Source organism: Pseudaestuariivita rosea (assembly GCF_017592335.1).
In the GTDB taxonomy this organism is placed as follows: Bacteria; Pseudomonadota; Alphaproteobacteria; order Rhodobacterales; family Rhodobacteraceae; genus Parasulfitobacter; species Parasulfitobacter rosea.
Genome location: NZ_JACNMP010000005.1, coordinates 1 through 21,418, shown reverse-complemented (window position 1 = coordinate 21,418; position 21,418 = coordinate 1). Strand labels below are relative to the sequence as shown.

The following is a 21,418-nucleotide window of genomic DNA, read 5'->3' as shown; positions in this document are numbered from 1 at the left end:
AATGTGCAAAGCTTTCTGCCGATGATCCGCACCATCTACCTACACGGGGCCCTGGGCAAAGCCTTTGGTCGCGAACATCGCTTGGCCATCGACACCCCGGCCGAGGCGGTGCGCGCACTCTGCACCCTGGTTGAGGGGTTTGAGGCCCATGTGCGGGACCGGCTCTATCAGGTCTTTCGCGGGGCCGAGGTCGACGGGCGCGATCAGTCACCCCAGGAGCTGCATATCGCTTTTGCCCCGGAGGAGACCGAGCTGCATATCGTGCCGCGCGCGCAAGGCGCGAAAGACGGCGGTCTCGGCAAGATCATCACTGGCGCGGTTCTGATTGCAGCCTCGTTCATTCCAGGGGTCGGTCCGGCCTTTGCCGCGGCGCTCACGCAAATGGGCGCGGCGATGGTGCTGGGCGGCATCTCGCAGATGCTGGCCCCACCGCCGATTGAGGCGGATTACGATGACCGGGAACAGCCCAAGTCCCAACTCTTCAACAGCGCGACGAATGTCACCACGCCGGGGGTCGCGGTGCCGGTGCTGGTGGGCGAATGCGAGGTGGGATCGGTCGTCGCCTCGGCCGCCATCCATATTGAGGATCGCGCATGACCAAGCCCCTTCGTGGCGCAGGGGGCGGCGGTAAGGGCGGCGGGTCCAGCCGCACGCCGAAAGAAGCGCCCGATAACCTTCTGACGGACTCAACAGCCTATATCATCGATGTCGTTTCCGAGGGGCCGATTGAGGGTTGGGCAGACCCCGAAAACCCCGCCAAATGTATCTACTTCGACGACACACCGCTGCAGAGTGCAGACGGGACGTTCACCGTCGAGGGCGTTGAGTTCTTTCTGCGCACGGGGCTGCCGGATCAGGAGCCGGTGCCGGGCTTTGCCCAGGTCGAGAACGAGATCAACGTCGGGGTGCAGTTCACCAAAGACCTGCCTGTCACCCGCACGATCTCGTCGGCCGATGTCGATGCCGTCCGGATCAAGGTCGGGTTCTCGGTGCTGACCAAACAGGAAGACGATGGCGATCTGAAAGGCACCTCGGTCACCTATCACATTGATATGCAAGCCGGGGCCGGGAATTGGGAGCGCGTTGGCACCTATACGACCAGCGGCAAAACCACCTCGGGCTATCAGAGGGCCTACCGCGTTGAGCTGCCAGACATCCGCCCAGTCTCGATCCGCCTGGTGCGCGAGACGCCAGACTCTGAGTCCTCCGCGCTGCAGAATGATACCTTCTTTGTGTCCTATGCCGAGATCATCGACGCCAAGCTGACCTATCCCAACACCGCCTATGTCGCCCTAGCAGTCCCGGCGCAGGCCTTTGGCGGGCGCATCCCCCGGCGGTCCTATCGGCTGAAGGGCATCAAATGCTGGGTGCCGATTAACTACGATCCAGAAACCCGGACCTACGATGAAACCACGATCTGGGATGGCACCTTTAAGCTCGCCTATAGCAATAACCCGGCCTTCTTCACCTATACCGTCTACATTGAAGACCGGTGGGGGTTGGGCGAGCGGATCGATCCACAGCTCGTCGATAAATGGCGGATTTATCAGATCGGTAAGTATTGCGATGCGCTGGTCGATGACGGTCAGGGCGGACAGGAGCCGCGCTTTACGATCAATGGTGTGATGATGACACGGGAAGCGGCCTATGATGTGGTCACACAGCTCTCGGCGACCTTCCGCGGCGTGACCTATTGGGGCGCGGGGGCGATTGTGCCTGTCCAGGACGCGCCCTCCGATCCGGTGAAACTCGTGAGCAATGCCAATGTCGTCGATGGCGCGTTCACCTATTCCGGGGCGGCGCTGGCTGCGCATAAGACCGCCGTTGTGGCCAGCTATCGCGATCCCACGGATCACTACCGGCTGAAGGCCAATCTGGTGCATGAGAACATTGAAGCCATTCAGAGGTTTGACCGTCGGCAGGTGGACATCAGTCTGCCTTATCAAACCAGCCGCGGCGGCGCATTGCGCGAGGCCAAATGGCTGGTCGACACCAACATCAATCAGCAGGAAGGTGTCACCTATCAGGCGGGGTTTGATCATGCCGCCATCCGGCCGGGCGACCGTGTTCTGATCTCGGACAGATATCGCAGTGGCTTTCGGATGACCGGGCGTCTGGTCTCGATCAGCCCCGACCGGCGAGAGGTCGAACTCGATGCGCCTGCGCTCGTCGACCCGAACGCCTCTCAGGAACTGCTGGTCGCCAAAACGCTTGGCGACATCACCCGCGTGGATGTGGTTCTGGGCCTCGACGGACCGGGCAATCTGCATCAGAGGCTCCAACTCAGCACACCTCTGCCGCCTGACGTGGTGCCGGGCGCGGTCTTTATTCTCTGGGCCACAAATCTGCCGCCGCGCTTGTTCCGCGTGATCAGCAACACGCCAGACAAGCATCTCTTTACCATTGTGGCTGTCGAAGATGATCCGAACAAATATGCGCGCATCGAAGAGGGTCTGCGCGTTGAAGACCCACCGCCCTATCTCCTGCCCGATGTGACGGGGCCCCCGCTCGCACCCCAGGCCCTGGCGACGCGCCTCTTTTATCGCAGGCAACCGGCGGGTCTGGTGGCCACAGTCTCCTGGGAGCAACCGGGCGGTACGACGGTGCTATCCTGGCGGGTCGAGTTCAAAGGGGCCGATGGGGTGCGGGCGCTCGTGGCCGAGACCCGTGTGCAATCCATCGACATTCCCCTGGAGGGGACAGCGACAGGCCCCTTCGAGGTCTTTGTCTCTGCGCAGAACGCCCTGGGCGTGGCTTCTGGCGTGACCCAAAAGACCTTCTCCGTCGGCCCCGATCTGCTCTTTCCGGGCGATGTGCCGGACCTGCGGATCACGGCGGTGGGCGAGCGGATCGAATTGGCCTGGCCTGAGGCCACAGGCGCTGTGGCCCATTACCATGTGAAATTCCTGGCGCGCGGGCTGCCCGGTGGCTGGCCCCAGGCCGTTGATGTCGATCCCCTGGTGCCCGGCCGCAGCCTGTCGGTGCCCGCCCTGCAGGGCACCTATCTGGTCAAGGCCGTGTCGATCTTTGGCTTCCAAAGCCGCAGTGCGATCACGGCCGAGAATGCGATCTGCTGCGTGCAAGCGCTGAATGTCGTCAAAACCCTGGATGAGGCCCCAGCCTTTCCGGGCCCCCGTAGCGGGCCTGTCGTCATCGAGGCAGGATCGTTGATCTTGCGCCACGATGGCGGCGATATCACCGAAGGCAGTTACAGCTTTGCCGAGAGGGTCGATCTGACCGAGGTCTATGCCTCGCGTCTGTCCGCCCGGCTGCGCGCGTTCGGGTTCAGCGAGACCAATGCGATCTCCAGTTGGGAACGCTTGCGCGATGTAGACAGCCTGACCGGGGTCGCCGATACCGCCTGGTCGATCCGGCTGCAATTGCGCACTACCGTCGATGATCCTGCCGATCTGGCCGCGGTCTGGACTGAGTGGGCGGATTTCTACGTGGGCGATTATGCTGCGCGCGGGTTCCAGTTCCGGATCCTGATGGCCACCACAAGTCCGCAGGCCACCGTGCGCGTGGACAGTGCCGCCATTGAGATCGACATGCCCGACCGCATTGAGGCGGGCGATGATGTGCCCTGTCCCCCGGCCGGGGTCTTTGTGCCCTTCACGCCCGCCTTCCGGGAAAAGCCTGCGATCACTGTGACCGGCCAGGGTCTGCCCTCGGGCGCGGTCAGTGAAAGGTCCGGGGTCAGCCGGGCGGGCTTCACGCAACGCTTTGTCGATGACACCGGTCAGGGGGTGAGCTGCACATTCGATTGGGTCGCGAAAGGCTATGGGAGAGTTCAAACATGACGCAATATGATTTTGGGGTCATCGATCCCGACACCTCGGGCATTGAGCTGGCCGATATGCTGATGCAGCTGCGCGATGCCATCCACGCCCGGCACAGTGGCCCCACGCGCCCCAGCTATGCCGTGCCTGGCTTGCTGTGGGTGCAGGAACAGACGCCCACACAAAACCGGCTGATGGTCTTCACCGGGTCCGGGGATATCCCGCTGGTGAGCTACAACCCCCAGACCAACAGCATCACCGATGTCGCGCCCTTCCTGCGCAGTGCCCCTTTGATCACCAGCGGTGAGTTTGCCGCCGAACGCATCCCGCGCGCCACTCAGGCCGAGGCTGAGGCGGGCGTGATCAGCAGCAAACTGATGACGCCCCTGCGCGTGGCTCAGGCGATTGCGGCGCGGGTGGCGGGCGTCTTTGGCACGCGGCAAACCCTTGATCTCGGCACCGCGCTGACCACGAACCTCTGGACGGCGATCCGGTTTTACTCGGCCAACGCAGCGGGTGTGACCCCGGCGGCCTCGATCAATCGCAATCAGGGGGCCGATGGGGCCTTGGTGATCGACCAGCAAGGCAATGGCGTCATCAATGTCAGTGGTGGCTCTACTCTCCGGCGCAATGGCCATGACGTCTGGCATGACGGCAATCGGCCGAAGGCGACGGTTGCCGAGGCCGAAGCGCTGACCGGGCCGGGGATCATGGATGCCAATCTGGTCGGGACGGCCTTTGACGCACGTCAGCCCGGCGATCCCGGTGGCGTGCAGGATGTCACAGCACAACGCACGGGCGGGACGGTCTACCAGAACACCTGGGCGCGGCCGCGATATGTGTCAATTTATGAATCCCGCATCGACAATGATGGCCCCAACTTCTTTTACATCTCGCATGACGGGGTCACGTTCACGATTATCGGTCAGTCCGCTTTAGACCGCAGCTCAAACTCGCATATCAACATGATAGCCCAGGGTCCCTATGTGGTGCCCCCTGGATGGTACTACCGCCTCAACCGGACGCCGAATGTCTGGTGGCGTGAATACTGAGAAAGGATCCCGAAAACATGTCCCTCAATGATCCGACCCTTTGGGATCGGCTGGTCCAGGGCGGGCTGGCGGTCTTGACCTGGCTCACCGGAGAAACCGGCCGCGCGGTCTCGGCTGGCGCCTTCGGTGGCCTCTATCGCTGGTTCATGGCCGAGCGCCGCAAGCTGCGCGATGGTGTGATCTCGGTGATCTCGGGCGCCATTGCCGCCAGTTACCTCGGCCCTATCGTGCTGGCCTTGCTCGCCAGTGCGGGCCTCAAACTCGACACCGGCCCCGATCTCTATATGACCAGCGGCTTTCTGGCAGGCCTCGTCGGCATGTCCGTCGCCCGCATGGTCGTCTCCCTCGTCGAAGCCCAGGCCAAGCGCATCGGAGGTGGGAAATGAGCGATAGACCAGACGATGACCATCACCGCAGCCTGTGGGCCTGCCTGCGCCAGCTGGCGGGCGAAGAATGCCGCGCCTGGATCATCGCCATCCTGGTCCTCGTGCTGATCACGGTGCTTTGGGAAATGTGGGTTGGCTGACAGAAAGGACACGCAGATGAAGACAGATTGTGATCGAAACCTCTGGTATGAACTCGGCCATTATTACACAGAAGACGAAACCCGCATTTGGCTGACAAGCCCACACCCGCAACTTAGGGGCACAGCACCTGCCGAACTGATGGCTAAAGGCGATTTTGATCCGCTTTGGGCGATCATGGATCGTCTGCATTCTGACGCCTACCTCTGAGGAATCTCCCCCCATGCAAATCACTGCCAAAGTTGCGCTAGAGATAGCGCATCATGAAGCCCTTGTGCGGCAAGCCTATCGCGACAGCGTTGGTGTCTGGACCTGGAGCATCGGTCTGACCAATGCCTCGGGGCATCAGGTTTATCCGCGCTACAAGGACAACCCGGCCTCGCTGGAACGCTGTCTTGAAGTCTATGTCTGGTCGCTGCAGCGCTACGCAGACCGCGTACGCCGAGAATTCCGTTTGTGCACGTTAAATGAGGCGCAGTTTGCGGCCGCGCTGTCCTTTGACTTCAACACCGGCGGCGTTCATCGCGCCACCTGGGTGCGGCTCTGGAACGAGGGTAACATCGACGGCGCGCGCCAGGCTTTTATGAACTGGCGACGACCGGCCGAGATCCTTCCCCGCCGGGAAAAGGAACGCGATCTGTTCTTCCATGGGGAGTGGTCGAACGACGGCACCGTGCTGGAGATCACACGATTGACCGAAGATTATCGCCCGATCTTCGCCAGCGGGGTCAAGCGGGACATTCGCGATCAGATCGCAGCGTTGCTGGCCAAGCAAGGGGCCACGTCATGACCCGGATCAAGCTCATCCTCGTTCTGGCGCTTATCCTCTTGGGCGGCCTCTGGGCCTTCGGCAACGCCCGCTACACCGCCGGGGAACAGGCTTGCCAGCGCGCCGCCCAGGACGCCCGCAAAACCCACATCGAAAAGGACAAAGCCCGTGACAGCCAAGTGGATCGCCTGCCTGACGACAGTCTTCTTGACGCCGCTCGTGAGTGGCTGCGACAGGATTAACCCGCCCCAAGGCGGGCCGTTCTTTTGCGACATCGAAGAACCCCGCGTCTTTCCGTCAGAGGATGTGCTGCAGTATCGCATCCAGCATGATCGCGAGAACCTCGCGAAAGATGTGAAGACGAATAGGGCGTATGAGAGGGAGTGTTTGGAAAAAAACGGATAAATACACTTATTACTTGAAATTTCAGGGTGATGGCTGATAATATCAATCACAGATTGTAAATTCGTGTCTTTTCAGGTCTTATAATGCTTCGAATTAGCTTTCTTTATTGTTTGGTATTCATGCTTACATCTCCACTTTTTGCGGAAGATCGTGATCTACGGCTGACGGGTTCTGTCGCAGGAGTGGGTTCGGGTTTTCAAGAAGTGACTATCGATCTTAGCTTATTTGTAGGATCAAATCTTCCACCAGATAGTGAATTCTCTCCGTTTCTTCATAGTTGGAATACGAAATCCAGCGGGCGCGGTGAGACGTCTGTGGTGAATCTCAAACCAGAAATAATAAAAAACCTTAACTTCGAGTTTGATGACTTACTAGTTTGGGGCGTGATTAAAAGTGTAGAGGGCGAACCGCTGCGCTATGTTCCTATTTCTAGGGTTGTTGTGCAGGGTAACGAAAAACGCATAAATCTGCGTGTTGTTAACAATCTTAATAGGTTTTTTCGGGAAAGCTTTCCGTTTACTCCTTCAACTAGTCGAAGTGATGATCAAATGGCTCGGCTTCGGGCGATGCAAAAGCAGATTGATTTCCTTTTGACCAACGATGAGATCACTGCAGATCAGTTTGAGGCTCTTGTATTCACATTTAAAAGGAACATCAGTTATGTAGCTGAAGGAGACCCCTCAGTAGTCCTTAGAGTATTCGAATATCTGGGTAGTATTGGCGAAAGCTTGTCAGACTCAACTTTACATTCTCAATATGTTGAGGAACATGCACGCATCCTCAATAAAATACTTAGAGATATTAGCGACCGTCCAATCCGTGGACGACAATTGCATGAAAGAACGATTGAAGAATTGCTTCTTATCTACAGCGGTAGACTGTTTGAACAGTCCTTCAGGGAAGCGGATCAGTCGATTGCCGCAGCTAACGACCTTGATCTTCACGATCATTGCATACGTCTGTCTACAACTGTCCTGAGGGCTATTGCAGCTGCAGGACGTCAAAAAAGAGGCGATAGCACCGTACTTTCTGACTTAGGACGACTTGGGCGATCAAGTCTATTAAATTCGCTTACCCAAGCCACTGAATGTGCATCAAAAGTTCGCATTGCTTCAGGATCGAATACAAACAGCGCACGGTTGAACGCGCAAGCATTAGCAGTTTCCGCAGGAGGACTTGAGATGATGGCTGCATTTAATGATGCAGTCCGCGCATTGGATCAACCAGGTATAGTGAACTTAAGTGATAGAGGCGCCGGTAACATCGCGAAGCATTTTCAAACGTTTGACGAAGTGTTGAATGATGTATCACCAAATGGGTGAATTATGAAAAAAGGATATGTTTCAGGTACGTTGGCTTGTGCATTATTAATCATGCACTGTGCATTAAGCGGACTTTTATTCTTCTATTTTGACGAAGCATTTCAAGAAGAAGTTGCTATCGCTGAAATAAGCTTACCAATCACAATGGCTTATGCAGTGACTGTGTCAAATTGGATAGTAGCAAATCAAGGGCGCGTAGATGTTATAAATGAGGTTGGCTTTGTATATGTATTTGCCGTTGTTCTACTATTCATAGTGTATTGTGCGGCTTTAGCACTAGGTCCATATAGATATATTACAGGTGCTGAGAACTGGGATTGGCAAAGGCTTAATACTTACTTCGCAATTGTCGATGGTGCTGTTGGAACGTTACTTCTTCTGTTTTGTAATGATCTTTTTTCAAAACCGTAGCAAAAGGGATCCAAGTTTAGGCGTTATGGTGTGTGAGGTTTGAACACTTCCCCGAACTTACTAGATTTGTCCGCCCACCCCTTTAAACTTTTCGACGAAGGATGAAATCTTTTCAAGGACGTTCTTCTTCTTAGTGCGAAACTCCGGATTTAATGGGCTCATTTTAGGAAGTATGGTATTTAGGTCAGCACCGTTTTCACTTGCAAATTCACGTCTGATAGAGGCTGAAATATAACGCTTAGCGGCGTCAGAATTTAAGTTCTCTGACTTTATAAGCTCCTGGACCTCCTTATGTTGCTCGGCTTGAGCATAGGAATAAAATGCTTCCAGCACACCCGACTTGTCATCAACCTGGTCGAGGTCAGTCTGATTGAGAAAATCAACGATCAAATTTTCTTTCGCTCGGTGACCAAGACTACCGCGAATTACACGGCGCGCATCTTCAATTAGATCTCCTTTGCTCTTCGCCTCTTTATTCTTCTCGAAGATCAGCTCTAGGATGTAGTCCAGGTTGATCTCTTGAGATTTCAGAAGGTCCACCTCGAAAACAACGTCATCCCACTCGACATTGCTCTGTTCTTGCCCAGCTGATGACTTCTCACGTCGCAGCCAATCGCGAATGTCATTGTACGTCGATCTATAGTCTTGAATTGCTCTATCTGAAGGCAGGTATATTGCTTCTAGGTCACGGAGATCATCGTCGCTCAAGTAGTACCTTTGCTTAAATTCTTCGACAGCATCAGCGTCTTGTACATCCAGACCTTGATAGGCTTTCAATGCAGAGAACTCATCGTAGTTCCGAAGCACGTTCTCTACCCTAAGATAGTGACCAAAAAGCTTCGCGAACTCCTTCTTATCTTCTTCTTTGATAATCTCATCCGGATTGGGAAAGCGTTCGGTTAGCTCGTTCACAACATCAATGAAGCCGCGCCGCGCCGCGCCAGTTTCCTCGTCAACGAAACCATTCATGTACTCGTCGTAGCTTTTTTCCAGTACGACGTTCTTAGTGTTCTTGTCACCAAACAACGTGATCGCATCAACGGTGGCTTGCTCAAGGTCCCTGAACGCGACGATATTGCCGAACCTCTTAGTCGCATCGAAGATTCGGTTGGTCCTCGAGAACGCTTGTAGCAATCCGTGGTAGCGGAGATTTTTATCGACGAACAAGGTGTTTAGCGTTGGAGCATCAAAGCCCGTAAGGAACATGCCAACGACAATGAGTAGGTCGACATCCTTCGATTGAACGCGATTAGCAAGGTCGCGATAGTAGTTTTGGAAACCACTGCTATCGACACTGAAATTTGTCTTGAAAAAGGCATTATAGTCTTCGACTGCGGCGCTCAAAAATTCCTTCGCGCTGCTATTCATCGCTGACACATCAAAACTCTCATCCTGAATGTCCCCGATCGCATCTTGCTCTTCGTTAGCTGCAAACGAGAAGATCGTCGCGATCTTTAACGGTTTTTCGCTATCGGATTGCAGGGCGTTCAAGGTTTCATAATAGAGCTTTGCCGCCTCTACACTGCTGACGGCGAACATGGCATTGAACCCATTACCTCCTGCCTGCATCCGATGTGTTTTTTGACGGAAGTTGTTCAGGATGTACTGAGAGACTTCTCGAATACGTTCTGGATGAAGCAGCGCTTGCTTGTTTTCATCGGCGCCGAGCTTTTTCTCGTCTTGCTCTGTTTCGATGGCTTTGAACTTTGGGCGCACATCGTTGTAGTCGACCTTGAACTTCAGTACCTTTTCATCGCGAATAGCGTCAGTGATCACGTAGGAATGCAACTCAGGCCCAAACACGCTTGAGGTCGTTTCGGCCCCCAGGGCATTTTCGGGAAAGATCGGCGTTCCGGTGAAGCCAAACTGATAGAACCGCTTGAACTTCTTCTTCAGGTTTTTCTGCGCCTCGCCGAACTGACTGCGGTGACATTCGTCGAAAATGAAGACCACTTGCTCACCATAGACCGGCAGGTCAGCCTCCGATTTCATTAAGTTGTTCAGCTTCTGGATCGTTGTGACGATAATCTTGTTATCGTCCTTGCTCAAGTTGCGCTTCAACCCGGCCGTGCTGTCAGAGCCGTTGACGCTGTCAGGTGAAAACCTCAGGTATTCTTTCATGGTCTGGTAGTCGAGGTCCTTGCGGTCCACGACGAAGAACACTTTTTCGATGAAATCCAGCTCGGTCGCCAACCGCGCGGCCTTGAAGCTTGTTAGAGTCTTGCCAGAGCCGGTCGTGTGCCAGATGAAGCCTCCTCCCTCCGGCTTTCGCCACTTCCTGGCTTCATATGAGCTTTTGATCTTCCACAGTATGCGTTCTGTCGCGGCAATCTGGTAAGGGCGCATGACCAGCAAGGTGTCATTCGCATCAAAAACCGAATACTGCAACAAAACGTTCAGCAGCGTACGCTTCTGGAGGAAGGTCGCTGTAAAATCCTTCAAGTCTTTGATCAAGCTGTTATCGGACTTTGCCCAGTTCATGGTAAAGTCGAAGCTGTTCTTGTTACGCTTGGTCGTGTTGGCGAAATACCGGGTATCCGTGCCATTCGAAATCACGAAGAGCTGCAGGAACTTGAACAGGGAATGCTCGCTGTTGAAGCTTTCTTTGCTATAGCGGTGGATTTGGTTGAACGCCTCGCGGATCGCAACGCCGCGCTTCTTCAGCTCGATCTGCACTAATGGCAAACCGTTGACCAGGATCGTCACGTCATAGCGATTGGCGTGCGTACCGACTTGCTCGAACTGCTTGATCACCTGCAGATTGTTGCGGGCCATGTTCTTCTTGTCGAAGAGGTAGATGTTCTGGATGCGCCCGTCGTCAAAAACGAAATCATGGATGTGGTCATCGTGAATCTTGCGGGTTTTGTCGACGATGCCGTCGCTAGGCTTGTCGAGGTAGGTCTCCACAAAACGCTTCCACTCATCATCTGAAAACGTGACGTTGTTCAGCTGTTCCAGCTGCACTCGGACGTTGGCAAGCATCGCGTCTGGATTCGTCAGGGCGGGCAGGAACTCATAGCCCTGATTGACCAAATCCTGCACTAACTCGCGCTCCAGATCGTCTTCGCTCTGGTACCGATCAGCGGCGTCCCACTCCTTGGTATACTTGTCGAGGACGATGAAATTCTTCGTTTCGGCTATAGTTTTCGTCTGCTCAATCATCTTGCGCGTCGTCCCTCAAAGGCACCTGATACCTGTCAGGAAACTCATATTTCTTGTTGGCCGTAGCACCCAGAAGAAAGCCTAAGACACGCTTGTCGTCTTGTGAGAGTTCCGCCAGTTCATAACCAGAGTGTTTTGAGTGGCTCGAAATATCGACGATGCGCTTCAAGTATGCATCGTTGGTTCCGTCTGCCGTCTTTGGCAGCAACTCTGACCAGTCGTCATACCCCAGAAAGGTCGAAGTTTTCTCCAAGATATTTCGCAAGAAATTGTAATGATATTTTTCAAAGGCGTCGGCATCTGAGGCCGACTTCAACCGCTCAATCAGATGAAGATGGTAGGAAAAAGGGCTATCGGTTCGTAGCGGTTCAAGCGAGAAGGTTCCGTCGTCGTTGTGGGAAAGCCGATACTTCAGCCCCTTCTTAAGAGCGTTGAAAAGAACATTAAAAAACAGCGGGTTGTGAGTGGTGATGATGAACTTTGGCCCATCTTGCGGAGCCATCTTGATCAATGTCGCCAAGTTCTGAGCCAGCTCAATCAGATGATTGTCATCCAGCGAGCTCACTGGATCGTCGATGAACACGTACTCCAAATTATCGAACTGATTGGTGCTCCGGTCGGCAGGCTCAGGAACAGCTAGAACCGAAACCACCTCGTCGATCAGGGTATAGAAGATGCTCCAGATAAAGTTGCTTTCCTCACCTTTTGAAATCTTGATCCCACTCGAAGCTTCGTCATCTCCGGTCGCTATGGAGAAAGACACCGACGGATAGGTTTTTCCACCCGCCGATGACCCGTCTTCCTCCAAAAAGACGGGTGTCAGGTTCTTGTTCGTATAGTGCTGGAAGTTCGCAATTACCTCATTGCCCTTGCCTTGCTCCCCAAGAATCCAGTCAGTGAAAGTGTTCGGCTGGATCATCAGTTTGGGCTCACCATCGCCCAAAAGGTCATTGTCCCAGTAGAACAAGTCTTCCGTGAACGCGTTGTAATACAGCACCTTTTCGCGAGACGGTTCGCCATCCTCACCTTCTTCAGGCTTGGGGGCAATCAGGTCTTTCATGGCGCGGGAAAGACGGGTTTTGCCGGTGCCATTGAAAGCGTAGATCAACTGCACCTTTTTGTTGGCATCTCGCAGATGCTCCGCGATCTGCTCGAGGGTCTGGCTCACAACGCGGCCTCCTCGGGTTTGGGAAAGCTCAAGAGAAGGTCGCGGTAGTATTCATACTGCTGCTGACGCAACTTGATTTCACGCGGCAAGCCCTCGCTTAGCGATGTGGTCAGCGTGTCGAACGTGTCGAGGATTTCGACAACACGGTCTTGCTCTTCGGCAGAAGGGACAGGGATCAAGATCTTGGCTAGGTTGTCGGCATTCACACGTCTGACCTTTGCGCCAGTAATGTGAACCCGTTTTTGTTTTTGAAACTGCTCCGTTTGGAAGAAGTAGGCGACAAACTTAGGGTTTAACTTGTGCGAGTAAAAGCACGCGTCGCTGCTAACCGCGATATCTTCATCGCCGAGCCAAGCGACGGCCTTGCAGACGTCTTCATCGTTCTCGCTCGTTGTCGCAATCACCAAGTCGCCCGGCTTTGCCATGCGAGCTTTCTTCGCAAACTCTTCTGAAACAAAGCTTTTTGTTGTGTGGGCATAGGTCCCGTAGTGGGTGTAAACCTGACCGTAGTGAATGCAGCCCACTCCAGACTCTGCGAAGTCTTTCTTTTGAAGGCCGCCGCCGCGCGTAAAGGATCCCACCCGCTCGTCACCCATCGGCAAATGCTCAACGTCTTGGCCCTCATAGTCTAGCAATTGCTCTCGATAGTGGTTGTATTGCTGCTTACGGGCCTTAAGCTCGGCTGTCAGCTCGGTGAAGCTGTCCAAAATCCGAACAATCTCCGCTTGGATCGCGAGCGATTTTTCTGGGTCCTCAGGGCATGGGATGGGCACAGGAAACTTGCGAAAACCGTCCATATCTACAGATGCGAAGCTGGATTTCGTCGTATTGTTCTTGGACCAATCTGCCAGCAAAAAACCATAGTAGAACAAGAATTTACGGTCAAAACTTTCTGTATACTCATCTTTCAAAGCGAGGTTGGTAAACCTCTGATTTGCCAAGTATGGAACAGTGACCAGTGCGTGCTCTCCGATGGTTGCCGAGGTGGCAAATATCATCGAATTCGCGGGGAACAGCTTCCCCCCCTTCACTGCATCTTCAGTGATATTCTGGAGCGATTGGCTCAACACTCGGCCATTTTCACGGATGTCATCCATCCTGAACCAAGGAACCGTGCCATGCTCCCAGAACGCCTTGTTACTCTTGCTCGGCGTATACCCGTTTTTGACATGGAAGATATCAGAAACAGATTTCCACTCGACCGCAGCCCCATCCAGAAGCTTTTCCAGAAAGCTTAGATCGCTCATGCCTCGATCTCCGCAACGATGGCGTCGATGTCTGCGCGTAGCTGGTCAATCTTGGCGACAGTGGACACCAGCTTCGCGTTCAACTCCTTGATATTGACAACTTCGCGGGTGTCCTTGGGTTCAACATAGGCACTGACCGACAGGTTATAGTCTTTCTCGACAATCGTATCGTAGGGGACGGTTTCAGCTACATGAGGCACGTTCTCTTTGTTGTCGAACATCTTCATGATCTCGGCAATGTGCCGGTCTTCCATGAAGTTGTTGTTCGTGCCTTTGCGGAAGAACTCTTCGCCCGTGGCATCGATGAACTGAACGGCCGTGTCAGTCTTGTTCTTTGCCAGCACAAGAATGTTCACCGCGATGGTCGTGCCAAAAAACAAGTTCGGCGCGAGCGCGATCACCGTTTCAACAAAGTTGTTGTCGACCAGATACTTGCGGATCTTCTGCTCTGCCCCGCCACGGTAGAATATACCAGGGAAGCAAACGATCGCAGCGCGGCCCTTGGCCGACAGGTAGTGCAGCGCATGAAGGACAAAGGCGAAATCCGCCTTCGACTTTGGGGCAAGAACACCGGCGGGCGCAAAGCGCTCATCATTGATCAGGGTTGGATCATCCGCGCCTTTCCATTTCACTGAATACGGTGGGTTCGATACGATGGCGTCAAAGGGCTTGTCATCCTGAAAATGCGGATCTTCCAGCGTGTTGCCGTACTGGATGTTGAACTTGTCGTAGTTGATATTGTGCAGGAACATGTTCATGCGGGCGAGATTGTAGGTGGTGTAGTTGATCTCCTGCCCAAAGAAGCCGTCTTCGATGATGTGGTTGTCGAACTCCTCCTTGGCCTGCAAAAGCAGCGATCCGGAACCCGCCGCTGGATCATAGATCTTGTTGACGTTGGTCTGCTTGTGCATGGCCAGTTTCGCGATCAGCTTGGACACATGCGTCGGCGTGAAGAACTCACCACCCGACTTACCAGCGTTGGCGGCGTAGTTTGAAATCAAGAACTCGTAAGCGTCGCCGAAGAGGTCGTTTTTGTTTTCCTCGAATGTCAGCGGCAAGCCAGCCACCCCTTTTAAGACTTCTGCAAGCCTTTCGTTCTTTTGCTTGACCGTGCTGCCAAGGCGATTGCTGGTGGTGTCGAAGTCGGCAAAGAGACCATTGATGTCCTGCTCGGATGGGTAGCCATTGGCCGAGGCCTCAATCGCTGTAAAGATTTCGGCCAGGTCTGTGTTCAGGCTGTCGTTTTGGTTTGCTGTTTTGACCACGTTTTCAAAAAGCTGACTTGGATAGATGAAGTATCCTTTGGTCTTGATCGCATCGATTTTGGCTTCATCGGGGATGTCTGTGTCGGCCATACCGGTATAGTTGATGCTGTCGTCACCACCTTCGATGTAGCTGATGAAGTTCTCGCTGATGAAGCGATAGAACAGTGCGCCCAGGACAAACTGTTTGAAGTCCCAGCCGTCAACCGCTCCTCGCACCCTGTTGGCAATTTGCCAGATTTCTCGGCGCAGAGCCTCGGCTCGTTGCTGACCTGTCATTTTTGCTCCCCTTCTTTTTTTCTTGCTCAGCAGTCCAGTCGTCAATTTCGCTTTTTTCGCTTATCGTCATAAGTGGTCACGACGTCCAAAACCTTATTGCTTGATTAAAGTCTAAACTTGGCTTTCCTACTAGAAGCCAAAGTCCGCTTTTGTTGCAAAATGATACTCCGTTCGCGTCGCCGGTGAATGCCAGTCTTCCGAACATTTAACAATATGGCGCCTGTCGAATAAACCGCCTTAAATCTGGCGTTTCAAACTGCCGATACCACCACCCAAATATCTTGGGCAATCTACGGTATTACTGTTTGCAATTACTGATGCCGCGAGTTTGTTTCCATCGACATAGCATGATCCAAGAAGTGTTTACATTCTGACAGACAGTCAGCACTTTCTGGTCATTCAAAGTACACGGCAATGTCAGGCTCAGAGCGTTTACCGCAAAAGAAATCTCTTAATTCACTAAAGCATTTGATGGCAGACTGCTCATCCAAAAGATTTTCACCTAAAGCGCGCTCCATGAATTCTTTGTCCACCTTCTTATCCTTCAAGAGCTTATTCATTTCCTCATAAAGCGCATCTATATCGTCTTGGCTCAAAGCGGCTAGATATGGCTCGACGTCAGCACCAATGCCGTTCGGGGCAAAGGAGTTTGGGTGATAGCTGCTCAATAGTGTGCGAAGATGTACTGATATCATAGCAAGCCATCTCAAATCTCAGGAACGGGGCCGTTATCAAAAAGGTGTATTCTTAAATCATCAAAAAATTTCTTTGCAGTTTTCTGATCTTTTATACCAAAACCAGTATTGGTTTCTAAAATGTTGGCGACATCACCCGAGCCAGAAATCATTCTCTTCAGCTCTAGCTCTAATTCTTGCCGTTTATCATCTGAGCACTCGATAATGTATTCTTTCACCTCATCTGGATAGTAAGCGTTAGAGTCGAAATAGCTGAGTAGGTTTTTCAGATTATTTGATATTTGATTACTGTTCGCCATGTTAATTCTCTTCACGGATTTGGATACGTAGTTAGCAAGTACGGACTGCCTGAAGAGTGTCGCCGTCGATTACCTTAGCGCGGCCTTTGAGTTCAGTGGCTGCATCAACCTCGCTGATACAAAATGTTCGCGATAAGATTGTAATCATGCAAAGCATTTGAAATCAGTCAGTAAAATCAGCAATATCAGGCACTATGTCTGCGTTTCCGCTTAATAACTGGCTAAACTGTATGAAAAAATCACGCGCTTTTTTGTCGTTTGGTAGCTCCCAAGCCGTCATTGCTTCTATAAATTCTGTATTAATTCTTTTTTTACGAAGAAGCTCTTCAGCTTCTTCATGCAATTTCGAAACACCCTCGACACCAAAGGATGCAATTATTTCGGGTATGTCATCAACCTCCCAAACTTCGGGGCGGTATGATCCAAGTAAAGTTTTCATACGTGCTGATACATTCAAGCTCATCTTTTGCTCCAAGATCTATGGATTTGGATATAGAGTTGTTAACTTTATGATACCGTTTTCGCGCCGAAATCGTACAATGATATTTGTATCTGGTCCAAAAGCTGTTTTAGCTATAGTTGGGTTTTGCCCTACTTTGCCTGAAACAATCGAGTAGCCTGAAATTCTTGAGTGAAATCTCGAGCCAAAAACATCTGACATTTTAACCGTAATCTCAACTCTAGCATCTGCAGACTTAACAAATGCATCATAATCAGGGTGTTTTAGCGCTTTTTCATATGCTCTAACGTAGTCAGCAGGTGTATTAAACTTGGTTGAATGCTTGCCTACACCAATAATGTTTCCTTTTGCATTTCGACGTATCGCGCCGGTTTCAGGGTCAACACCTCGATAAACTCGGTCGAATAATTGTGTGCCCGTGACATCGCCCTCATGTTTCTGTGGACCATGTCCTTGTCGTGCAAGGTCATCCAACTTGGTGTTCCAATACCGACTTGTACGAAAAAACTGTTGCCTGTTTGTCCAGATGTCGTCGGCACGTTCCTTGATGCTGCGTCCAAGCGCACCGGCCAGTCTGGGTAGGTCTTTGATAATTTTACCAAGTTCATCAACAAATGTGCCAACCTTAGCGACGTGTGGTACAGCTTTGATGCCACTTCGGGCCATGTCTGCGATCCGGGCAAAACGCGCTGCGATAAGGGCGGCCCCCGCTGCGGCACCAACGATTGTTACACTGGCAAGCGCTGCAATGATCTTTGAGACAATTGTGATGATCACTTCCGGGATGATAAAGCCCACGAGTTGCCCCATAGCTTTGGCCCAGAAATTGGGTGTCATCATGGTGATGACCCGCATCATCGTGTTGCAGATCAAGTTTAACACCGGCGTTCGGCGGAACATTTCAATCATATTGCCGAGCCAGATGACGCCTCTGTCCAGTGCCTCACGCAGAGCAGCTGCAAATTCGCCAATAACACCACCGACTTTTTCAAGCGGCCGCAAATCGCGCATGCGCGCCATAATCTCATCGATATCGCCGGTCAGCATGGCCCGCATCAGTTCGACCAACGGTTTGGCCATCTCGACGCCGGCATCAAGGATATCGCCCCAGCTACGACCGTCTGATGTCTCGGGTGGCGGCGGTTGTTGACCTGGATAGTCGCCATGGATCCCCGGCACGGCATTCTCACCCGTCCGATGGAAATGGTCCATATGCGCCATATGATCCAACATATTGGTTTCATAACCGCGCGGGATGTCACCCATCTGTCCAGGTAAGCGAGCTGACGAAACAGTTCTGACCGGGACAACCGGTCGTGTCACGGGAACGGCTGTTGTACTGCGCAGGGCACCCCAGATCGATCCCCAGAATTCTTTCTCGCCGTTCCACCATGCAGCGATGCCCGAGCCGATTCCGCTTACAAAATCACCGCCGGCACCCAGCCAGCCTTCCTCTTCCCATTCCTGCACGTATTCAGCGAAAGCGGCTTTCATCTGTTGCTCGAAGTCCCACAGATTGCCGACAATCTGCTTTTCGATCTCCCATGCCTCATCAGCAGCACTCTCGATGTCTTGAGACGGATTTGTGGTTGCAACGGATGCTCCGGCTGAAAGAGGAACCTCCCCGTGAATTACACCGCCAAGGTCCTGTCGCACCTCAGCAACATGTTGTGTGCCATCCTCCATACCCCGCGCCATAGGGGTTTCAGTCGGAATACTCGGGATCAGGACATTTCCCTGTGCGTCCTGAAGATCGATTTCCAAACCGACAATCGGTGTTTGAAGTGGATCGTCATAGAAAAACTGAACGCCAAGCGCTCGGCCGCATTTCTGTGTTGGACAACCGAATTCGCCTGCGTTGCGCATAGCTGTGTGCTCGGTTCGTGTCAGGATGTCTCCGGGCTGCATTATGAGCTTCTTTCCAAATGGGATTGACCTAGAAGGGATTTGAGTTTCTGCATCTTCACCGTTTCCGGCGTGTCGTTTTCCAAGATTGATTTAAGGGTTCCAGTTTCTTCACGGCTTTCGAAGTTTTTGCCAAGAAACAGATCCCATGCAGCCAGAATATAAAGGTTTTCTTTCTGACGAAAGCCGTAAGCCGTCATGCGGTTGATTGATGTCTTAATTGCTTGGTGTAGCTGTGTATCGGATTGGGTGTGCAGTTCGTTCGGGAAGTCCTGGCGCAAATTCTGAGCCATCGAGGTTATGTCTTTGTCGGCTTGCGTCATGCGGAATGGGATCAGTTGTTGATCCGTTAGGGTTAGATGAGGTGGGCGTTTTATGGATGTTTCTGAAGCCGTTGGTTTGAAAATATCCGCTTTACCAGTTAGCCCGCGCACAGAGATCAAGCTTTGAATAGTGATATCGTTTGATTTGAAAAACGTATCGCAAAGCGAAGTATCCAGGCGGTTGTGTTCAAAAAATGGAGATGCCACTGCGGGATCATAAAACCGGAAGAAATGCCACTTTCCGTTTTCAGCCTGCACTTTTGTAAATCTACGAAAATGTTTCCAGACAGCTTCAAAATCCGCAGTTGTACGGACAAAAACACCAGGTTCCCGCGCCCATTGATACCCCATAGCATCGTTTGTTTTTTCGTCATGGGTGAATAAATTTCGTGTGAGTCTTCTGTCCTCCAGCATTCTGACCAACCAAGGAGCGGCATGTCCGAGGTCGTCCTGGGCCTGGCCTTTGAAGAGGCAGCTATGCTCAAGGTCAGAGCTGGCCAGCAATTCGGGCAGATTGGGTACTTTGGCGGCATCGAGAATGGCGTAGGTGTGCAGCAGTCGGCCGCCACTGACCGCCTGAAATTCGGCTGCGGTTGGGGTGGGCTGGCCGAAGAGGGAATCATAGAGCGCGTCAGGTACGGTCTTTTTGGGATCAACCCCAAACTGATCATCCAGCGGTTCAACGCCATCGATTGTTTCGATGATTAGGCCGGGGCTGTCGGGTGCCGTCTGTGGCTCGGTTGCCATATCCCACTGGTTGAAGTTTATGCCATCGTAGTCGATCATGGACTGGTTAAATCTCTCAGAATTTTTTTGGAACTTAAACTGATAAGGTTATGTCAGAGCCTCACGCGTGTTCATCAAATAAGTCCTCTGCAAATAACCAACTCAGTTAATCTATTCTGATAAGATCAGTCTTGCCAAGAGCTTGTCAGCTATGAGCTGAATTTCCGCCTGAATTATACCTGCAAAAAGTGTATCAGTTATAAAGGCATAATGATTGAAAAATATGTGGCATGGATCGGCCTAGAGCTTGGTTGTCGGATGGTTCAAGTGTCTAAATGTAGCTGATTATCGTGGGACAGCTCCATTGTAACCTATTGATTTCATTAGAGCGATTATAGTGCGCTTGTGGGACATAAAGCTATTGATATTATTAAATAAATCAGGATTTTCTAATCTCATCGCCCGCTCCAAAAAATACAGAAAAACTAATTGGTTAGCATGAGACTGCTCCAGCGGTCTTTTTGCTTTTCTGAGTGCTGGGGTGTACAATGGGGTAGAAATTTTGCGGTATTTTTATCACAAACAATATAGGCGCGAATCCCTCCCCATAACGGCTGGTCCGACAGTTCAATGGCCATCGAAGTCACTTAAGGTCTAGCAAGCAAAAGGACCGATACCTTTTATTGGCCAAACTTTCGTCAGGATTGATACGTAACCAATCTTTGAACAGTAACTTGGGTTTATACAATGAAACGAATTTTTGCTCTGCTAATAATTGGAACTGTTGCAAGCTGCGGTCCACCACCAACACCTGTGCAGGTTACTCCGATCGTCGCAAACGAAACTACTTTGGCAACGGCGCGAAATACATTGACAGTAGGCCTCAACTTCAAAGACCCTGCCGCCGCTCAATTCAGAAATGAAAGAGTTTATCGTATGGCTACAGGCGGCACTGTTGTTTGTGGCGAAGTGAACGGTAAAAATAGCTTTGGCGCATATGTTGGCTTCAAGCCTTACTATGTCCGCTTGAACGCAAATGGTCAGGGCGAAAGGGCACATACTGAATTTCTAGCTCAAACTGCCTGCCAACAAGCTGCATCGGGAACCTTGCAAGTCAGCCAATAGTTTTCAGAGACAGGTAAGGGTGGTGAGTTCGAATCTCATCGCCCGCTCCATTTTAAAAAATATTATTTTTGTAATTCAATAGGTTATTATTAAACCTGTCCCATGTAATAATTGACCGTGGGACACTTACCACTCTATCGACTCTAATTTCCGCATCGCATCGGCGACCATTTTCCAGCGTTCGACTCCTTTTGTGTAGACCTCCGAGGTCTGTGTCTGGGTATGTCCGTGGATCGACATGATATGATACTGCGAACATCCGGTCTGGGCTTATTCCGTTGAAAAACTCTACGGTTTGAATGCTTGGGTTTGTCCTTGGTATCTGCCCAGCCGAGATCTTGGTCATATGGCGGATATCTTTTGTGAAGCCGGGATGAGCTTTGCGAGTTTGCGGAGGTTCTGGGCGGTGGCGGCGAGGATGGAGTGAGAATGGACCGTGGCCCCAGTGGGGCCGCGTAAGCCGTTCGAACCGTTTGCGCCGCATGGGCCACGTAATCGGAGGCGA

General features: G+C 52.3%; 20 protein-coding genes. 10 read left to right on the top strand and 10 right to left on the bottom strand.

Going from position 1 to position 21,418, the window contains the following annotated elements; all coding sequences use genetic code 11:
• Positions 1 to 3 precede the first annotated feature (3 nt).
• Genes H7848_RS05190 through H7848_RS05160 form a run of 7 tightly spaced genes read left to right on the top strand, consistent with a single transcriptional unit; the run spans position 4 to position 6,145 of the window.
• The gene (locus H7848_RS05190; RefSeq protein WP_208348685.1) at positions 4 to 597 is read left to right on the top strand and encodes a tail assembly protein; all 594 of its coding nucleotides are present in this window, start codon (positions 4 to 6) and stop codon (positions 595 to 597) included.
• Positions 594 to 3,800, top strand: a complete 3,207-nt coding sequence (locus H7848_RS05185) for a TipJ family phage tail tip protein (RefSeq protein ID WP_208348684.1) — start codon at positions 594 to 596, stop codon at positions 3,798 to 3,800. The genes H7848_RS05190 and H7848_RS05185 overlap by 4 nt, the downstream gene beginning before the upstream one ends.
• The gene (locus tag H7848_RS05180) at positions 3,797 to 4,831 is read left to right on the top strand and encodes a hypothetical protein (protein ID WP_208348683.1); all 1,035 of its coding nucleotides are present in this window, start codon (positions 3,797 to 3,799) and stop codon (positions 4,829 to 4,831) included. Before H7848_RS05185 ends, H7848_RS05180 begins: the two co-directional genes overlap by 4 nt.
• 17 nt (positions 4,832 to 4,848) lie before the next feature.
• Positions 4,849 to 5,217 carry a hypothetical protein gene (locus H7848_RS05175; protein ID WP_208348681.1) on the top strand — a complete coding sequence of 123 codons (369 nt, stop codon included), beginning with the start codon at positions 4,849 to 4,851 and terminating at the stop codon, positions 5,215 to 5,217.
• A complete protein-coding gene (locus H7848_RS05170; RefSeq protein ID WP_208348680.1) occupies positions 5,214 to 5,357 on the top strand; it encodes a hypothetical protein in 144 nt (47 codons plus the stop codon). Before H7848_RS05175 ends, H7848_RS05170 begins: the two co-directional genes overlap by 4 nt.
• A gap of 16 nt (positions 5,358 to 5,373) precedes the next feature.
• Positions 5,374 to 5,565 carry an antitoxin Xre/MbcA/ParS toxin-binding domain-containing protein gene (locus H7848_RS05165; protein ID WP_208348678.1) on the top strand — a complete coding sequence of 64 codons (192 nt, stop codon included), beginning with the start codon at positions 5,374 to 5,376 and terminating at the stop codon, positions 5,563 to 5,565.
• A gap of 13 nt (positions 5,566 to 5,578) precedes the next feature.
• Positions 5,579 to 6,145, top strand: a complete 567-nt coding sequence (locus tag H7848_RS05160) for a lysozyme (RefSeq protein ID WP_208348675.1) — start codon at positions 5,579 to 5,581, stop codon at positions 6,143 to 6,145.
• Here H7848_RS05160 and H7848_RS05155 read toward each other — a convergent pair.
• Positions 6,103 to 6,399 (bottom strand): hypothetical protein, encoded by a 297-nt coding sequence (locus H7848_RS05155; RefSeq protein WP_208348672.1) that lies wholly within the window; start codon positions 6,397 to 6,399, stop codon positions 6,103 to 6,105. The two genes, H7848_RS05160 and H7848_RS05155, sit on opposite strands and share 43 nt — an antisense overlap.
• A 213-nt stretch (positions 6,400 to 6,612) precedes the next feature.
• On the opposite strand from H7848_RS05155, the gene H7848_RS05150 reads away from it, so the two are divergent.
• Together H7848_RS05150 and H7848_RS05145 are read left to right on the top strand one after the other, a co-directional pair.
• Positions 6,613 to 7,851 carry a hypothetical protein gene (locus H7848_RS05150; RefSeq protein ID WP_208348671.1) on the top strand — a complete coding sequence of 413 codons (1,239 nt, stop codon included), beginning with the start codon at positions 6,613 to 6,615 and terminating at the stop codon, positions 7,849 to 7,851.
• A gap of 3 nt (positions 7,852 to 7,854) precedes the next feature.
• Positions 7,855 to 8,262 (top strand): hypothetical protein, encoded by a 408-nt coding sequence (locus H7848_RS05145; protein ID WP_208348670.1) that lies wholly within the window; start codon positions 7,855 to 7,857, stop codon positions 8,260 to 8,262.
• A 60-nt stretch (positions 8,263 to 8,322) separates the two neighbouring features.
• Here the strand turns inward: H7848_RS05145 and H7848_RS05140 are convergent, their stop codons facing one another.
• From H7848_RS05140 to H7848_RS05100, 9 genes are all read right to left on the bottom strand, one after another.
• A complete protein-coding gene (locus H7848_RS05140; protein ID WP_208348669.1) occupies positions 8,323 to 11,424 on the bottom strand; it encodes a type I restriction endonuclease subunit R in 3,102 nt (1,033 codons plus the stop codon).
• Entirely contained in the window at positions 11,417 to 12,592 is a 1,176-nt protein-coding gene (locus H7848_RS05135) for an AAA family ATPase (protein ID WP_208348668.1), read from the bottom strand. Before H7848_RS05135 ends, H7848_RS05140 begins: the two co-directional genes overlap by 8 nt.
• The gene (locus H7848_RS05130) at positions 12,589 to 13,839 is read right to left on the bottom strand and encodes a restriction endonuclease subunit S (protein ID WP_208348667.1); all 1,251 of its coding nucleotides are present in this window, start codon (positions 13,837 to 13,839) and stop codon (positions 12,589 to 12,591) included. Before H7848_RS05130 ends, H7848_RS05135 begins: the two co-directional genes overlap by 4 nt.
• Positions 13,836 to 15,380: a type I restriction-modification system subunit M gene (locus H7848_RS05125; RefSeq protein ID WP_208348665.1), complete on the bottom strand. Its 1,545-nt coding sequence runs from the start codon at positions 15,378 to 15,380 to the stop codon at positions 13,836 to 13,838. Before H7848_RS05125 ends, H7848_RS05130 begins: the two co-directional genes overlap by 4 nt.
• Before the next feature lie 395 nt (positions 15,381 to 15,775).
• A complete protein-coding gene (locus tag H7848_RS05120) occupies positions 15,776 to 16,075 on the bottom strand; it encodes a hypothetical protein (protein ID WP_208348662.1) in 300 nt (99 codons plus the stop codon).
• An 11-nt stretch (positions 16,076 to 16,086) separates the two neighbouring features.
• A complete protein-coding gene (locus tag H7848_RS05115) occupies positions 16,087 to 16,374 on the bottom strand; it encodes a hypothetical protein (RefSeq protein WP_208348660.1) in 288 nt (95 codons plus the stop codon).
• 163 nt (positions 16,375 to 16,537) lie between these two features.
• Entirely contained in the window at positions 16,538 to 16,837 is a 300-nt protein-coding gene (locus H7848_RS05110; protein WP_208348657.1) for a hypothetical protein, read from the bottom strand.
• A 15-nt stretch (positions 16,838 to 16,852) separates the two neighbouring features.
• Positions 16,853 to 18,700 carry a hypothetical protein gene (locus H7848_RS05105; protein WP_208348654.1) on the bottom strand — a complete coding sequence of 616 codons (1,848 nt, stop codon included), beginning with the start codon at positions 18,698 to 18,700 and terminating at the stop codon, positions 16,853 to 16,855.
• 41 nt (positions 18,701 to 18,741) lie between these two features.
• Complete coding sequence (locus H7848_RS05100; RefSeq protein ID WP_208348651.1) at positions 18,742 to 19,848, bottom strand: DUF4123 domain-containing protein; 1,107 nt, start codon at positions 19,846 to 19,848, stop codon at positions 18,742 to 18,744.
• A 687-nt stretch (positions 19,849 to 20,535) separates the two neighbouring features.
• Between H7848_RS05100 and H7848_RS05095 the strand changes: the two genes are divergently transcribed.
• Positions 20,536 to 20,913, top strand: a complete 378-nt coding sequence (locus tag H7848_RS05095; RefSeq protein ID WP_208348649.1) for a hypothetical protein — start codon at positions 20,536 to 20,538, stop codon at positions 20,911 to 20,913.
• The last annotated feature ends 505 nt before the right edge of the window (positions 20,914 to 21,418 follow it).

Coding starts and splice junctions, on each gene's coding strand:
- H7848_RS05175 (WP_208348681.1), top strand. CDS start 4,849: ATGTCCCTCAATGATCCGACCCTTTGGGATCGGCTGGTCCAGGGCGGG.
- H7848_RS05120 (WP_208348662.1), bottom strand. CDS start 16,075: ATGATATCAGTACATCTTCGCACACTATTGAGCAGCTATCACCCAAAC.
- H7848_RS05100 (WP_208348651.1), bottom strand. CDS start 19,848: ATGATCGACTACGATGGCATAAACTTCAACCAGTGGGATATGGCAACC.
- H7848_RS05155 (WP_208348672.1), bottom strand. CDS start 6,399: ATGTCGCAAAAGAACGGCCCGCCTTGGGGCGGGTTAATCCTGTCGCAG.
- H7848_RS05115 (WP_208348660.1), bottom strand. CDS start 16,374: ATGGCGAACAGTAATCAAATATCAAATAATCTGAAAAACCTACTCAGC.
- H7848_RS05095 (WP_208348649.1), top strand. CDS start 20,536: ATGAAACGAATTTTTGCTCTGCTAATAATTGGAACTGTTGCAAGCTGC.
- H7848_RS05125 (WP_208348665.1), bottom strand. CDS start 15,380: ATGACAGGTCAGCAACGAGCCGAGGCTCTGCGCCGAGAAATCTGGCAA.
- H7848_RS05140 (WP_208348669.1), bottom strand. CDS start 11,424: ATGATTGAGCAGACGAAAACTATAGCCGAAACGAAGAATTTCATCGTC.
- H7848_RS05170 (WP_208348680.1), top strand. CDS start 5,214: ATGAGCGATAGACCAGACGATGACCATCACCGCAGCCTGTGGGCCTGC.
- H7848_RS05185 (WP_208348684.1), top strand. CDS start 594: ATGACCAAGCCCCTTCGTGGCGCAGGGGGCGGCGGTAAGGGCGGCGGG.
- H7848_RS05180 (WP_208348683.1), top strand. CDS start 3,797: ATGACGCAATATGATTTTGGGGTCATCGATCCCGACACCTCGGGCATT.
- H7848_RS05150 (WP_208348671.1), top strand. CDS start 6,613: ATGCTTCGAATTAGCTTTCTTTATTGTTTGGTATTCATGCTTACATCT.
- H7848_RS05105 (WP_208348654.1), bottom strand. CDS start 18,700: ATGCGCAACGCAGGCGAATTCGGTTGTCCAACACAGAAATGCGGCCGA.
- H7848_RS05130 (WP_208348667.1), bottom strand. CDS start 13,839: ATGAGCGATCTAAGCTTTCTGGAAAAGCTTCTGGATGGGGCTGCGGTC.
- H7848_RS05110 (WP_208348657.1), bottom strand. CDS start 16,837: ATGAGCTTGAATGTATCAGCACGTATGAAAACTTTACTTGGATCATAC.
- H7848_RS05165 (WP_208348678.1), top strand. CDS start 5,374: ATGAAGACAGATTGTGATCGAAACCTCTGGTATGAACTCGGCCATTAT.
- H7848_RS05145 (WP_208348670.1), top strand. CDS start 7,855: ATGAAAAAAGGATATGTTTCAGGTACGTTGGCTTGTGCATTATTAATC.
- H7848_RS05160 (WP_208348675.1), top strand. CDS start 5,579: ATGCAAATCACTGCCAAAGTTGCGCTAGAGATAGCGCATCATGAAGCC.